Annotated in this window: 12 protein-coding genes; 2 read left to right on the top strand and 10 right to left on the bottom strand. The window is 36.4% G+C overall.

Annotated features, from left to right (window positions below; genetic code table 11):
- Positions 1-27: 27 nt before the first annotated feature.
- The 5 genes from G563_RS0116360 to G563_RS0116340 form a co-directional block, all read right to left on the bottom strand.
- A complete protein-coding gene (locus tag G563_RS0116360; protein WP_028666264.1) occupies positions 28-1,344 on the bottom strand; it encodes a gluconate:H+ symporter in 1,317 nt (438 codons plus the stop codon).
- A gap of 142 nt (positions 1,345-1,486) precedes the next feature.
- Positions 1,487-2,266 carry a helical backbone metal receptor gene (locus G563_RS0116355; protein WP_028666263.1) on the bottom strand — a complete coding sequence of 260 codons (780 nt, stop codon included), beginning with the start codon at positions 2,264-2,266 and terminating at the stop codon, positions 1,487-1,489.
- A 23-nt stretch (positions 2,267-2,289) separates the two neighbouring features.
- Positions 2,290-3,591 (bottom strand): capsule assembly Wzi family protein, encoded by a 1,302-nt coding sequence (locus tag G563_RS0116350; protein WP_157585387.1) that lies wholly within the window; start codon positions 3,589-3,591, stop codon positions 2,290-2,292.
- Between the two features lie 237 nt (positions 3,592-3,828).
- Positions 3,829-5,277: a capsule assembly Wzi family protein gene (locus tag G563_RS34995; RefSeq protein WP_084650886.1), complete on the bottom strand. Its 1,449-nt coding sequence runs from the start codon at positions 5,275-5,277 to the stop codon at positions 3,829-3,831.
- A 4-nt stretch (positions 5,278-5,281) separates the two neighbouring features.
- Positions 5,282-6,298 carry a sugar transferase gene (locus G563_RS0116340; RefSeq protein ID WP_028666261.1) on the bottom strand — a complete coding sequence of 339 codons (1,017 nt, stop codon included), beginning with the start codon at positions 6,296-6,298 and terminating at the stop codon, positions 5,282-5,284.
- A gap of 294 nt (positions 6,299-6,592) precedes the next feature.
- Between G563_RS0116340 and G563_RS0116335 the strand changes: the two genes are divergently transcribed.
- On the top strand, positions 6,593-7,570 hold the full coding sequence (locus G563_RS0116335; protein ID WP_028666260.1) for an NAD-dependent epimerase/dehydratase family protein: 978 nt from the start codon (positions 6,593-6,595) through the stop codon (positions 7,568-7,570).
- Positions 7,571-7,590: 20 nt separating this feature from the next.
- The gene (locus G563_RS0116330) at positions 7,591-8,835 is read left to right on the top strand and encodes a glycosyltransferase family 4 protein (protein WP_028666259.1); all 1,245 of its coding nucleotides are present in this window, start codon (positions 7,591-7,593) and stop codon (positions 8,833-8,835) included.
- On the opposite strand, the gene G563_RS0116325 is transcribed toward G563_RS0116330, so the two are convergent.
- From G563_RS0116325 to G563_RS38455, 5 genes are all read right to left on the bottom strand, one after another.
- On the bottom strand, positions 8,825-9,973 hold the full coding sequence (locus G563_RS0116325; protein ID WP_028666258.1) for a glycosyltransferase family 4 protein: 1,149 nt from the start codon (positions 9,971-9,973) through the stop codon (positions 8,825-8,827). The genes G563_RS0116330 and G563_RS0116325 overlap by 11 nt on opposite strands.
- Positions 9,974-10,033: 60 nt before the next feature.
- Positions 10,034-11,242 carry a glycosyltransferase family 4 protein gene (locus G563_RS0116320; protein ID WP_028666257.1) on the bottom strand — a complete coding sequence of 403 codons (1,209 nt, stop codon included), beginning with the start codon at positions 11,240-11,242 and terminating at the stop codon, positions 10,034-10,036.
- 34 nt (positions 11,243-11,276) lie between these two features.
- Positions 11,277-11,942 carry a class I SAM-dependent methyltransferase gene (locus G563_RS37075; protein ID WP_028666256.1) on the bottom strand — a complete coding sequence of 222 codons (666 nt, stop codon included), beginning with the start codon at positions 11,940-11,942 and terminating at the stop codon, positions 11,277-11,279.
- A 625-nt stretch (positions 11,943-12,567) separates the two neighbouring features.
- Entirely contained in the window at positions 12,568-13,995 is a 1,428-nt protein-coding gene (locus G563_RS0116310) for a hypothetical protein (RefSeq protein ID WP_028666255.1), read from the bottom strand.
- A 658-nt stretch (positions 13,996-14,653) separates the two neighbouring features.
- Positions 14,654-14,843 (bottom strand): hypothetical protein (locus G563_RS38455; protein WP_037327191.1); only part of this gene is annotated, 190 nt, incomplete at its 5' end.

The following is a 14,843-nucleotide window of genomic DNA, read 5'->3' as shown; positions in this document are numbered from 1 at the left end:
TATTGCCCTTTCCTGATATTTTTGATTTTATACAAATTGATCCAGAATCAAAACACCAATGAGTCCCACAATAGAAACGATAGTTTCCATCACGGTCCAAGTTTTGAGGGTATCTTTGATGGAGAGATTAAAATATTCTTTGAAGAGCCAAAAGCCGCCGTCGTTGAGATGAGAGCAAATCAAACTCCCTGAGCCAATCGCCAACACCATCAGTTCTGGTTTTACGCCTTGGCTTTGAACCAACGGGGCGATGATACCCACGGCTGTCAATCCTGCTACTGTAGCGGACCCAACACATACACGGATGACGCCCGCAATCGCCCAACCCAATACGAGAGGAGAAATATCAACCCCTGCTAATAATTCACCTATATACTTACTGACTCCTCCATCGGTGAGAATTTGTTTAAACCCTCCCGCTCCTGCTACGATAAGCAAAATGACCGAAACGCTTTTGAATGCTTCTTCGAGCGATTTCATTACATTTTTGGTGCTACGTCCTCTTTTAATTCCTAAAAAATAAATAGCTACCAACACCGAAATAAGCATCGATATAGATGGGTCGCCCAAAAAGGCAAAAACTGTATGGAGGGTAGAGCCTTCTTCAAAGTGTCCTTTGATCCAAGGCATGAGTGTTAGTAATATCAAAGGCAACAACGCCACACTTAGGCTCACTCCCAAAGAGGGCATTTCGGCTTCGGTAAATTGTTTGGTCTGAAAAAGGGTAATATCTGGTTTGGGGTTGTATTTTTTGAGTGTTTTTCCAAAGATAGGCCCTGCTAAAATAATAGCTGGAATCGCCACTAGGATGCCATAAAAAAGGGTTTGGCCTACATTGGCGTTGAATTGAGTAGCAATAGCAGTAGGAGAGGGGTGAGGAGGAAGGTATCCATGAGCTACCGAAAGTGCCGACAACATCGGAATCGCTACGTACAACATCGGCAAACCTGTAGAGGCCGCTATGGTAAAAATCAAGGGAATCACAATCACAAAACCTGCATTATAAAATAAGGGTAGCCCTATGATGAACCCCGCTAATGCCAATCCCCAAGGAAGATATTTGATACCAAAAATATTCATTAAAGTAGTGGTAATTCGCTGGGCAGCTCCACTATCTGCTACCAATTTTCCAAGCATTGACCCAAACCCAATGATAATCACTAGCGAGCCTAAAGTGCTTCCGATTCCTTTTTCGAGAGATTGGCTTATGGCCGCCACGTTCATGCCACAACTGAGCCCTAGCCCGATACTCACAATCACAAACGAAATAAACGTATCTAAATGAAAATAAGCAACCAAAATCACTAGTGCTAATATACCTAGCAATACATAGAGAAGTAACATGAGGTTAATCAGGGTTTGAGGTTAAAAAATGGTTAGGTTTTATAAAATCAAGGATAAGGCAAACTTTAAAAGAGAAACTCTTTTGCCACAATGATACTAACTAAATTAGAAGGATTTGTACAAAAACCGTAAATGAAAAATTTTACCCCTTTAAAGGGAGGCTTGAAAAGTAAGTGGCTGAATACTTTAATCTACTCCCATACCAGCTAAACATCTCGCCATCTACCAGCAAAATTTGAGCTTGAGGGCAGAGGGTTTGGATTTCGGAAATGTGTTTTTCTTGGAAAGGATAAGGCTCTGAAGACAGAAAAATGACTTCTGGCTGAGTTTGCAAGAGGTCATGGGCGGTGATTTCAGGATAACGTTTCAATTCCCCAAAAACATTTTGGAAGCCCGCTTTTTGCATCATATCATCAATAAAAGTATCACTAGCTGCCACCATATATGGTTTTCGCCATATAAAATAGGCTGCTTTTTTTGATGAATAAGGGATGAGATTCTCAAATGATTGGAGAATTTGTTGAACTAAGGTATTAGCGAGGTGTTTTTTTTCGACTATTTCTCCAATACTATTGATCATGACTAGAGCGTCGGAAAGATTATAAATATCTGACATCCAAACCGGAAAAAGTTGTTGGAGATGCGTGATACCTGCTTGTTCGTTTTCTTCTTTATTACCAATGATTAAATCTGGTTTTAAAGATTTGATGAGTTCAATGTCAAAATTTTTGGTACCTCCTACTTTTATTTTGTCAATGATTTTAGAAGCTGGGCGAGTGCAAAACTTTGTAATGCCTACTATTTGGGTATCAAGTCCAAGATCGAACAATAATTCTGTCTGAGAAGGCACCAAAGATATGATGCGCTGAGGAAGAAAGCGGAGTTGGATAATATTACCTAGTTGATCTTTGTGCCGCAACATATCCGACTATTGTTTTTTTATTTTTACCATCTCTTACTGATTCCAATTCGCGTACCGATTGAATTATGATAGAGTTGACCATTGTCTATGGCAAAAGCCGCATTCCAGTAGATGCCTTGCCAACGCTTTATCGTGCCTGTAAATTGGAGTAGAGCAGAAAATTGTTTGGGAACTTGGGCGTAGGGAAAATTGTAGGTGCCATAATTATGACTTAGCGATAGTTTGCTCAAAAACTGGATATTTTCTCCAATATTTCCTTGTAAGCCAAGATGATATACCCTGACACGGTTGTTGTTGGCAATTTCATAACCATTTTGAGGGTCAGTATTTTTAGTGTCTTTGGCATTGGTAAAAAAGGGAGTTCCAATAATTGTCCCTTTGTAAGACCATCCATCGTAGTACTGTTGATGGTTGAAGTAGTTATCGTTACCAATGGTAACAGTTGATACACCTGCAGCATCCCCTTGACTTAAAGTGTATAAAAACTCAAACACCAAACGTTCAAAGTTAACTTTCCCTTTCTCCTTACTAGGAAACAAATTTCTAAAAACTAATCCATTTAACCCGTCCGCAATATTGGTAAGATAGTAAAGAGAGCCGTCTTCATAGATATTTTGGCGATAGAGGCTCAATTCATATTTTTTCAAGTCAAAAGTAATGCCTATATCAATTGTCCCTAAATGATTGCCGACCCTATTGAGCGAGTCAAAAGCGTTCACTCCTTTAACATCTCCAATAAGAGCCCCCCAACCAGTAACTGCATAAACATAATCTCCAAAAGAGCTGGGTAGTTTTCGATTTACTACTGTAGCTATATCAATATTAGTTTTACCGCCCCACTGAACTTGATGGTTGAAACCTCCATATAGCTTGACTGCCCAATTTTCACGTCCTATCCTAATATAGAGCGATTTTTGATGAAGATAGTAGTTGTAAGCATATTGGCTACTGCCAAACCAGCCATGAGCGTAATTCCCTTTGAGGGCAAAGAGATTTTTAGTGAATTTTAGAGGGATATAGCCAATCGTCTCAAGTTGAATTTTAGGCATGGGGAGTGCATTGCCTGACCAGCTATAAGAGCCTGTTCCTAATGTAGTATCCGAAAGACCAAATTGTTCTTGTTTGCGACCCACATATAGAGCGAGTTTTTTAAAATGTATTCCTGCATTTACTACGGGAATGAACAATTTGGTAGAGTTTCCCAAGTTTCCAACTATTCTTGCTTCGCCAAAAACTTTCCAATGAGTCGTTTTTTTTGATAAAATGGTCTCATATCCTATATAGCCTTCTAACGACGCTGCCGAACGAGTGGGTACGACACTCATTTGATTGGCTTTTAGCCAGAAGGGTGTCTGAGCACTAGAAATGAATGCGTTGGCTTTTACTTCACCTTTGATGGAATGCTTAGCGGTGCTATCTTGTGCGTGAACTATTTTTAAGCCTAAAAATATGATAACACAATAATAGCCAAACCTTGAATGATTTTTCGATGTAGAGTAGTGCACTTAAATAATTTGATGATTCAATTAAAGAATTGGATATGTATTAGAAAAACAAAAATATTAAAAAAATCCTCGTTTCCGAAGGCCTAACTGTATCGCTAATGAAGATTTGTAGAGTCTACCAGCATCTATGCCTAGGGCAGTGCTCCATTCAATACCTCCTAGCCAAGAGAGGGATTTTTGAACTTGTAAAATGCTCGAAAATTGTTTAGGATTACCTATCAATGGGTAATCATAAAGTCCATAATTGATACTGAATGAGGTTTTTAGGAACCAATGCCAGTCTAAATAGTGGCCCCTAGCTCCTAAATGAAGTAATTTGACGCGATTATTGTTAGAGAATGAATTCTTTACTAGTGGCCATCTACTGTCTAAGTTTTCTTGGGGAGTAATGAATGGCGTTCCTATTGTCTGCCCTTTATATGACCACCCCTCTGTATAAATATAATGATTAAAATAATTGTCTTTGCCAAAAACCCCCGTACTTAAATTAAAAATGTCTCCTCCTTGACTAGTGGTGTTTAAAAATTCAAAAAGTAAGCTTGTGAGTGAAAATAATCTTTCTGATTTTTGAATAGGACGATACACCACTCCATTTAACCCATCGCCAATGTTTAAGAATGAATAAAGAGAGCCGTCTTCGTATATATTTTGGCGATAAAAAAATAATTTTCCATGGGGAAGCTTCCACCTAAAGCCGAAATCTATGGTGCCTAGATGGTTTCCTACTCGGCTACCCATCCAAGATTTTCCAAAAACTACGCCCCACCAAGCGGCATTGGGATTGAGTCCATTGGGCCATATTTGATTTTCGCCTCCCCATTGTACTTGATGGTTAAATCCCATAATACCTTGAAAGTGAGAGCGAGAGGAACCTATCGTAACATATATGTTTTTTTGATGAAAAAAACCATTGACAGACGTCACTCCTTGTCCTCCATAGCCGACAGCTCTGGGGCCAAGCCAGCCATAGGAGAAGCATGTCTTGACCGAAACAAACTCATTGGTAAAGGGAACAATAAAATCACTGGTAATTTTTATTTGAGGAATGGGCTGCGTATTTCCAGACATAGAAATGGAGCCTGAAGTAAGTAATGTATCACCTGTAAGACCAATTGTCTCGCGTTTTTTCCCAGTTATTATGCCAAAGACGCCATACTTAATTGAACCATATCCTTCGATTAAAAGTGGCCGGGTAGAGGGAGAGCTTAGGTAAGATTCGAGTCCATAATCTATTCGAACTTTTTGCCAGTTTGGGGAGAGTGAGTCGCTGGAAGCTGATGATAGTGATACTCCAGCTAAGGCATTAGGTGCATGGGTTGAGACGATGCCCGAAGTGTTAGTATATAGCCAAAAGGGAGTTCGGTGAGGTGATAAGGTAGCTTTAACATCAATATGATAATGAGGCCTAGCAATTGTTAAAAATTGAGCATTAACCTTTATAGGAGTATGCACAGCGCACAATAAAATGACTGATAAGTAGGGGAGCAATATAGGTTTTATAGGCATGGTTTTATCTACCTAATCCAGAAAACACTACTTTGACAGTCTGTAATATTATTTTAAAATCAAACCAAAATGATTGATGTTTGATATAATACATATCGTACTTGTGTTTCCACATACCATCTTCTATGGAAGCACCATAAGGGTATTTTACTTGAGCCCATCCAGTAAGACCAGGCTTGATTACATGTCTAAATTCGTAGTAAGGAATAGCAGTCTTGAGCATGTCAATAAAGACTTGCCGCTCAGGACGAGGGCCAATCAGTGACATTTCGCCTTTCAATATATTAAATAGTTGAGGCATTTCGTCGATACGAGTTTTGCGAATAAACTTTCCGACCTTGGTTACTCGGGGGTCGTTTTTGGAAGCCCATTGAGCTCCATTGGCTTCGGCATTAGTAGCCATTGATCTGAACTTGATGACTTCAAATTCAATGTTATAAAGACCAACCCGCCTTTGACGATAAAAAATAGGCCCTTTTGACTCTAGTTTGATTGCAATTGCAGTAAGTATCATGACAGGAGCAAATACCACTAACAAAATGAGTGTGTAAATGATATCAAAGATACGTTTGGTAGCTATTTTGGTTTTATTACGTAGCACAGAGAAGTCTTCCTTTGTTAGGAAATAGTCTCCATTGAGTAGACTCACTTCAGTAAAACGATTTTTGTTTTCCAAGAAATCAACTAGAGGCATTACTTCTACTCCATTTTCAATGTTTTTTAGCAAAAACTCCCGACTTTCATCATTTAAATAAGCTGCATTGTAGTAGGTGATGGTTTCATCCTTTCTGAAGATTCTACTGCAATTATTAAAGACAGGGTGCAAGGAGTATTCACTTAGCACTTTATCAATTAAAACAATACTTTTAGGAGGGCAGAAAATATAGAGAGGTTCGTATGCTTCAGCTGGCTGAGGTATTAGCTTGTTAACGTAAGATACCAGAACAGAAACTTCTTCATTCTCTTTTAAGAAATCGTCGTCAGTGGCTATTGAAAAATGATCTTTAGTAAATTTGTTCATACAGATTTCCTGATGGTATTACTCTTATGCATTCAATTTTGCTAAACGGTATATATATATACTTGAATAGCATATAAATACATATTAATATAAATAAAGCAGTAAGCTGCTATAAAAGTAGGGGGCTTTTTTGGTAAAAACAAGCCCCAAAATGACCGTTTGATAAGTTTTAAAAAGATTGATTAGTAAGAGTTTGGGGCATCACCACTTTTTGAAGAAGCGGTTTTTGCATTTCATTTTTTTAAAATTACATTTGCACGCTATTGATATGACGTTTTACAAAACAACAAAGGAATGAAAAAAGCAATTGTGTGTGGAGCCGGAGGATTTATTGGCGGCCACTTGGTAAAAAGATTAAAATCGCTTGGTTATTGGGTGAAAGGTATAGATGTAAAGTACAATGAGTTTGAAGAAACCGTAGCAGATGAGTTTGTAATTGGGGATTTGAGGGACCCCAAAATATGTGAAAGAGAGATTGTGAAAGGCATTGATGAAGTATATCAATTGGCTGCCGATATGGGAGGGGCGGGTTACATTTTTACGGGAGACCACGATGCAGTAGTGATGCACAACTCCGCCCTTTGCAATTTGAATACTTTAGAAGCAAGTAGACTTGCAGGGGTAAAAAAGATATTCTATTCTTCTTCGGCTTGCATTTATCCTGAATACAATCAGCTTGATCCTGATAATCCTAAGTGTTCGGAGGAGTCGGCGTATCCTGCTGCACCAGATAGTGAATATGGGTGGGAAAAGCTTTTTAGTGAGCGTCTGTACTTATCATATGGGCGTAATTATGGAATGGAAGTTCGAGTTGCCAGATTTCATAATATTTTTGGTCCTCAAGGAACTTGGCGTGGAGGTAGAGAAAAAGCACCAGCAGCAGTTTGCCGTAAAGTAGCAGAAGCTGAAGATGGGGGCGCTATTGAAATTTGGGGTGATGGTCTTCAAACAAGATCCTTTTTGTATATTGATGAGTGCTTAGACGGTGTATTAAGACTTATGGAATCTAACGAAACGGGTCCTTTTAACATTGGTTCCGAAGAAATGATATCACTCAATGACTTTGCAAAGCTGGTGATTGGGATTTCGGGTAAAAATTTGTCAATCAATAATGTAAAAGGACCTCAGGGAGTAAGAGGTAGAAATTCAGATAATACTCTTATAAAAAAATCTCTTCAATGGGCTCCTTCTCTACCGCTTAAAGTAGGAGTAGAAAAAACTTATGAATGGATAAATAGTCAGGTCGAAAGCCTCAAGCCAATTTCGTTGTAAAACTAAACACAGAAGTTTTCATGAGGCAACAAAGAATCTTGGTTCTGTGCCAGCACTTCTACCCAGAAATGGTTTCAACTGGGTTGCACATGACTGAATTATTTACTAATCTAGCTGAGTTTAAGCAGAACAAAATAACGGTATTTTGTACATATCCTTCGAAAGAGGAATTTGTTCAGGAGCAATTGCTTCCTACCCAAGAAAGGTATAAAAATGTAAAAATCTATAGGGTTTCTAACTTAGGCAAGCAGCACGGCTCCATTTTTCAGCGGTTACTTTTTTCGATTTCTTATTTTCTTAAGGCTTTTTGGTTTAGCCTGAGTCATAGAAAATCTTTTGATTTAATAATCATCTCTACTAATCCTCCATTCATTGGTTTGATTGCGTATATACTAAAGCGTTTTTTTTATATACCATATATTCTTATAGTATACGATATATACCCCGAAATAGCTATTTTGCTAGATGTTTTAAAACCTTCCTCTGTGACTGCTAAGGTTTGGTCATGGTTTACGAAGTTAATTTACAATCATGCAAGTAGGCTAGTTGTGATTGGAGAGGACATGCGAAAGATTGTAATGGAAAAATTAAAGCCTCATTTGTGGGAGCGTATCGCGTTGATTCACAATTGGGCTGATTCGCGAGAGATACAACCTGTTGAGAAAGAAAAAAACAGTTTTCTAAAGCAGTATCACTTACAAGACAAAATTGTATTACAATATTCTGGAACCATGGGCAGAACTCACAATATAGAACCTATCTTAGAAGCAGCACTAGAGCTCAAAGCAGAACGAGAGATTGTATTTATGTTTGTGGGTGGAGGTAATAAGAAGAAGATAGTAGAGCAGTTTGTGAAAACACACGAACTAAACAATATCATAGTACTACCTTATCAACCTTTTGAAGTATTACCTCAAACCCTATCGGCAGCTACTTTTTCCTTTGTCTGCTTGGAAGATGAGTTTACGGGCTATTCCGTTCCTAGCAAATCCTACGGAATTATGGCGAGTAAGTCACCTATCATAGGCTTACTAAGGGAAGACTCTGAAATTGCGGATACTATCCGTCAGTACGATTGCGGAGTACTTTATTCAAAGAATAATCATCAATCACTAAGTGATTTTTTGCTAGAGCTTCTCAAAAACAAAGAGAGAATTCAACAAATGGGCGAAAATGGTTATAAGGCTTTTCTACAGCATTTTGATTTACTTATTTCTGTTGGGAAGTATCAAGAGCTAATTGAATCAATGAATCCTAGGGCATAACATCGACTTCTTTGAAAAGCTTTTCGATTCTGCTATTAAACTTATCTATAGAGAAGTTTTGCACATGATTTAACGCATTTTTACTCAAACGGGCATATTCGGTAGGGTTTTGGATAAGCTCTGCGATGCGGTGTGCGATAGCCGTAGGTTTATTATAAGGTACTAAGATACCCGTTTCGTTGTCAATGACCATGTCTGGTATCGCTCGGTAAGATGTAGATATTACTATCGATCCACACGACATTGCTTCTAAGATAGAAACGGGTTGTCCTTCACTATTATAATTAGTGGGAAGTAAAAAAAAATCGGCTTGTTGAAGAAAATTTTGTTTTTTTTCTCCCATTACAGGACCGTGATAAAATACAAATTCTTTTAATTGATGTTCGTTAATATAATTCTCAAAAAGGCTATAGGCTTGCTTTTCATTACTAGTATTTTGGTCATCACTATGTGCGAAGAAGGTTCCGCAGAAATCACACCTCACATTTAGCTTATAATCTTTGTGTAATATTGATACTGCTTTTAAAACATCGAAATACCCTTTACTCTCAATAAGATTGGATAAATATAGTAGCCGAATTGTTGACTGATTTGTGTTGATAGCCCGTGGCGGCGAAAAAGAAAGTGGGATACCGCAAGGTATTGCTACTAATTTTTGAGGAGGGATACCTGGAATATCGAAAAGAGGACGTAGACTTTCACCTAAGATGATTATTTTGTCAGTATATTTAAATGAAAAACGGAGGATGTTTTGGATTATGCTAGGTTGGTTTTTATAAAAATCAATATACTCACCACAATGGAAATGAAGGATTACCTTATGATTAAAAACACACTTTGACCACAGAATAATCGGTATATTTCTTAACGCACCTAATTGGCTTCTTGCACCGCTTAAATAAATGATTTTGTAGCCAAATGCACTTTTATACATACATTTGATAATGAATAAAATATATGATATAGTTTTTCGAAATTTATGGATAATGTTTTTTGCATATGACTCGTAAGGGAACGCGAGTTTAATAATTTGAACTCTTTTGTTAATGAAGTCATCGTAAATTTGTTCAGTAATAATTGATTGGCCTGTAATTGGAGGAGAAAACAAACCAATAAAAATAACTTTTCGTTTTAGCATTTTTTTGTCTAAGGAACAATACAAGAGTTTACTGATGAAAATTGATAATGTTATAAAATTCTAATTATGTGTTGTATTAGTAACTTGAATGGCAGCTAGAGCACCTTGGGCAAACCGTTCAGGAGACCATTGTTGTATATGGCTGAATGCTTTTTTGCCAATTTTACTGGAGAGGCTAGAATCGTTTGCAAACTTTTGCATAATATCAGCTAGACTTCTTTTATTTTGAGGGTCAAAAATAAAACCCGTTTGTTCGTCAATGACCAGATCTTCCACACATCCAACATAGGATGAGACAATGACTGGTACTTCACACGACATTGCTTCATTAACTACTAACCCCCATTCTTCTTGTAGACTTGGGAGTATAAATGCTTCACACCTAGCAAAAAATAAAGGTGTAGTATTTATTTGTTGAAAAGGGAAAAATACAATTTCTGCTTTGGCTGTAGAAGGGTTAACAGACTCAAGACCCTCACGGACAGGGATTCCTAAACTAGTTGCTAATTCCTTGAGCTTATTTTTTTCAGTACCTTCTCCAACCAGAACAAGAGATACATCAGTAGAGGGATGGTCATTAACAAATAGGGCGTATGAATCTATAAGAAAACCTAGGTTTTTTTTTTCAACAAATCTCCCTAAATTAAGAAAATATTTTTTTGGTAAGCTGAGCTCTAGAATAGAGTTTTTAATAGAATTTCTCCACTTACTAGCTTCTCTATTAAAATACATAACGTCTATAACATTGCTTGTTAAAAAAATTTTGTGAGGCGCAATACCATATTTAGTTATGTATCTAATATGGGGGGTACCTGCTACTAAAGCAGCATCAAACGATCGAATAATTTGCCCTTTTATTTTACGACGTAAGTACCCTACTTTTTCAGTATTATCCCAAGAATCACACATCAAAATGATTTTGCATCCATAGATTTTTGCAGCTAAAAAACATAAAAAATATGGAAGAGGTGAATAACTAGGTAAAAAAATAATGCCAATTTTGTCTCTTTTTAACGAACAATAAAAAGAAAGTATAATTTTTATTGTTTTTAAAATAGTTTTGGGCTGTGTTTTAGCTAGTGAAGTAACAGTTAGACCGGTAGGGTAAACCGGATTCCATGAATAAGTATCACTAACTGAAGCAAATTGATAAGCATGTAGCTTATACCCTTTTTGTTGTAAAGTGTTATTGAGTGCTTCAATTCTTGCAACATGATATGGTCCAAAATCAGCGTATAAAATTGATACATTAGAAAAGTGTGGACGCATAGTAAATTACAGATTTTTTACAACAAAAGATTAATTAAATATGCCAGAAAAATGAGTTAGTTTTTTTTTCTGCTATAATCCTTATTTGATACCAAGAAGTTTCTATTCTACCATAGATTCGACATATTAAATTAAATATGTGTTTTCCAAAAATTCGAGCAATTTGCTGATGGAAGGGAGGCCATTTATGAATATATGTTTTTGATTCAATAACTGCGTATCCTGCTTCAACAAATAAATTGCCCAAATTCATAGGGCTCCATGAATATAAATGATTATTGATATCGTTAGGTTTAAACTTGTATTTTATTGTATCACATGGAACTACAAAAATAATTTTGCCACCTAATTTGAGTTTTGACTTAAGAATTAATATTTGATGTAAAGGATCTGGTACATGTTCAAGGGCATGATTTGAAATTATACAATCTGCCCAATTATTAGGAACGTCTTCAGAAAACTTAAAAGCTTTAATTCCCAAATTAATAGCATTGTTTCTAGCTATATCATTAATTTCTATTCCAATTTTGTTTTTACAATTCAAGTTATTAAGTATGAAACCACCTCCACATCCAAAATCAATTACATTCATATCGGGAGTAATGAAATCTTCAAATTTGATTAAATCAGCCCATCCTCCAAATGCCCCCATCTCTTTCTGCCACTCAAAATAAGTTTCATCATAATATTGTTCATTCATGCTTGTAATGATTTAAATTTTACATCTATTGAATTTATAGAATCTCTATATTATTTATTTAGTATAAAAATTACCTTGAGATAAGGTATTTATTAGATGATAAGTTTGTATTTGTTTTTTTAATCTACAGAATAAGTACATTCTTTCGACTACTTTATATAGAAAATGTTTACTATTGTAAAAACACATAGTGATATTTTACAGAATTAGTTAATAAATTGAAATCGTATTTTTTAGAATATATGCTTTAAATTTTTATTTTAATTCCTGTAATTACAGCTGTGACAATTTAAGTTATGCTGAACTTGATTTAAGTAGCCCAATATTTTAACGGTCGAATGTAATAAAATAAGGCTAAATTTCAAAGTATAAGTTATTTTGCAAGTTTTATTGATTTGATAATTGGTTGATAGTCAGTATGTTGAGTCAATATTTTGCAATCTTTATGATCTGAAATTTATTTAATATGGCTGCAAAATTTATTCAGAAACTTTCCGCTAAAGTTACCCTCTGTAAAACTCTCCTTAAACAGTTATGAAAAACCTCCTTGTTTTGAGATATTAGGTATTCTCAAAATAGCAAGGAGGTTTATGATGATAATTAATGTTGGGACAATAATTAGCTTCTAGTTGCCATTCTGAGTAATAGAAAACGAGTTGTTATTACCAGTCTGAGTGCTAGTGAAAGAGTTACCGCCTCCGTTTTGAGTAGCGAATATAGAGTTTCCGTCACCATTTTGCGTAAAGGTTGCGGTGTTGAAGCTACCTAATTGTTCAAGCGATGCAGAGTTAGAATTACCAGTTTGTGTTATTTCGCCCATGTTTCCTTCTGCAAGTTGTGTAAGATAAGCAAAGTTTTCATTGCCTGTTTGAGTAACCTTTCCACTTTGGTTTATTCCAGCTTGGCCAATTTGAGCGTTGTTGCCCATTCCCTCCTGTTTAATAGTGGCTTCGTGGCTAGGCCCTTCTAATTGAGAAATAGAAGCTTTATTTCCAACACCCATTTGGCTAATATAAGCCATATGCTCATCATTTGCTTGAGAAATAGAAGCGATATTAGGATCTCCTGCCATATCCGCTACCTGCTTAATTGTAGCCATAGAACCATGGGTAGAAGCTTGCGCAATTGTAGCTTCGTTGGCCCCTCCTCCGATTGCATTCTGGGTAATAGAAGCCATACTATTAGCTCCGCCAGGAGTATTCTGGTCCACTAATGCTTTGTTAGAAGATCCTTGCCCATCCGCTGTTTGGTTTACAGTCACAGTTTCAAACCAGCCATTTTGGACTACAGTAGCTTCGTTAGAAGAAGCTGATTTTGCATCTTGTGTGATATTGGCTGAAGCTTGGTAACTTCCCCCATTTTGAGTTACGTTGGCCATATTGCTAGAACCCATACCTGTACTAGTTTGAGTCAGCAGTACATTGCCTTGAGCATCAGCTTGTTGAAGTACAGTAGCCGTGTTGCTACTAAAATCTGTGGCATTTTGTGTTACACTAGCCGTTGAGCCAAGATTAGCATCTTTTTGGGTGATTTCAGCTGTATTGCTACCGTTGTGGGTTGCATCTTGATTAAGAGTGGCTGTTTCTGTATTTCCTTCTTGAGTAATTGTCCCAGTATTTACTCCAGCAGTATGTGATTTTTGATTGAGTGTAGCGGTAGTTCCCTGGCCGCTAGTAGGTGCTTGGGTAATAGTTGCAGTGTTGCTACTACCATCACTATCCGTATTTTGATCAATCGTAGCTGTAGCACCAGCACTATTTTGATCAATGGTAGCAGTATTGTCAGCACTAGCCTTAGCTACCTGGGTAACTTTAGCTGTATTTTGGTCACCAGTGCTAGTTTGGGTAATTCCGGCTGTGTTCGTAGAACCATCACCGTCTGCGGTTTGATTGAGTTCGCCTGTATTACCGACTCCTCCACTAATAGTTTGTGAAATAGTTGTAACCGTGTTTGAACCTCCACTTGTAGAAGTTTGATTGTTGGTAAATACATTTTGAGAATAAGCAGCTATCGCAAAAAGTAAGCTACCTACCGTAAGTGTTAATTTTTTCATAAAAAAAATGGATTTAAATTGATATTTTTTTGTGACTTCTATTATGCTTGAGAACTTTATACATAATGAAGCGTTGCAAATGTATAAATAAAAAAGTATAATTTGTTGCTGAATAATATTTAAAAATATAGTACAATAATTTGATATTTTTTTTGAATTTAACTTTTTTTAGTTGTATTTTTTGTAAAATTTAAATTGTGTATTTTGATGAAAAAATATATTGTTTTAATAGTTTATTTTTGTGGAATACAAATTGTTTTTTTGGTATTTTATTTTTTATTGTGGTATATTTTTTTTGAAAAAAAATGAATTTATTTTTCTTATAGTAATTAGGTTGTATGAAACCATAAAATAGCACTTTATTTAGAAAGTGATTTTTGTCTTTTTTTTGAAAATTAAAATGTTTTACATTTATTATTGATGCTAATAATATACAAACGGCTATTATTGTGTTATTGTAAGACATCTATAAAAGAGTCTGGTATTGTTGTTTAATAGTGTAGAAGGTTAGGTGCGGGCGCAAACCAAATTGTCGCTTAAGCGGCGTGTTTGAGGCCCATTTTTAGGGCGATTACATTGCGTAAGCTATCTCTTTTCTGACTTTTAAAAACGGTACGCATATTGAGTACCGCGCTTAGTCCTTTAGTCCAACGTTGTCCTACGAGCTTGCACCTTTGCTGCACCACTGTGCTAATGGCCGATTCAATAGCCCCACTCCCAATACAGCCCGATATTCATGGTATTTCATTCGGTATCGATTATGTTGGTAGTACTTCATAAGGCTATCTGCCTGCTGCTTGAGATGCTGACTTTTGCAGGTATTTTTTTTATCAGTTATGGCTTCAATG

This window comes from Runella zeae DSM 19591 (assembly GCF_000423565.1).
Classification (GTDB): Bacteria; Bacteroidota; Bacteroidia; order Cytophagales; family Spirosomataceae; genus Runella; species Runella zeae.
This window is presented reverse-complemented; position numbering and strand designations above follow the sequence as displayed.

Coding starts and splice junctions, on each gene's coding strand:
- G563_RS0116360 (WP_028666264.1), bottom strand. CDS start 1,344: ATGTTACTTCTCTATGTATTGCTAGGTATATTAGCACTAGTGATTTTG.
- G563_RS0116340 (WP_028666261.1), bottom strand. CDS start 6,298: ATGAACAAATTTACTAAAGATCATTTTTCAATAGCCACTGACGACGAT.
- G563_RS34995 (WP_084650886.1), bottom strand. CDS start 5,277: ATGCCTATAAAACCTATATTGCTCCCCTACTTATCAGTCATTTTATTG.
- G563_RS0116325 (WP_028666258.1), bottom strand. CDS start 9,973: ATGCTAAAACGAAAAGTTATTTTTATTGGTTTGTTTTCTCCTCCAATT.
- G563_RS0116330 (WP_028666259.1), top strand. CDS start 7,591: ATGAGGCAACAAAGAATCTTGGTTCTGTGCCAGCACTTCTACCCAGAA.
- G563_RS37075 (WP_028666256.1), bottom strand. CDS start 11,942: ATGAATGAACAATATTATGATGAAACTTATTTTGAGTGGCAGAAAGAG.
- G563_RS0116350 (WP_157585387.1), bottom strand. CDS start 3,591: ATGAGTGTCGTACCCACTCGTTCGGCAGCGTCGTTAGAAGGCTATATA.
- G563_RS0116355 (WP_028666263.1), bottom strand. CDS start 2,266: ATGTTGCGGCACAAAGATCAACTAGGTAATATTATCCAACTCCGCTTT.
- G563_RS0116320 (WP_028666257.1), bottom strand. CDS start 11,242: ATGCGTCCACACTTTTCTAATGTATCAATTTTATACGCTGATTTTGGA.
- G563_RS0116310 (WP_028666255.1), bottom strand. CDS start 13,995: ATGAAAAAATTAACACTTACGGTAGGTAGCTTACTTTTTGCGATAGCT.
- G563_RS0116335 (WP_028666260.1), top strand. CDS start 6,593: ATGAAAAAAGCAATTGTGTGTGGAGCCGGAGGATTTATTGGCGGCCAC.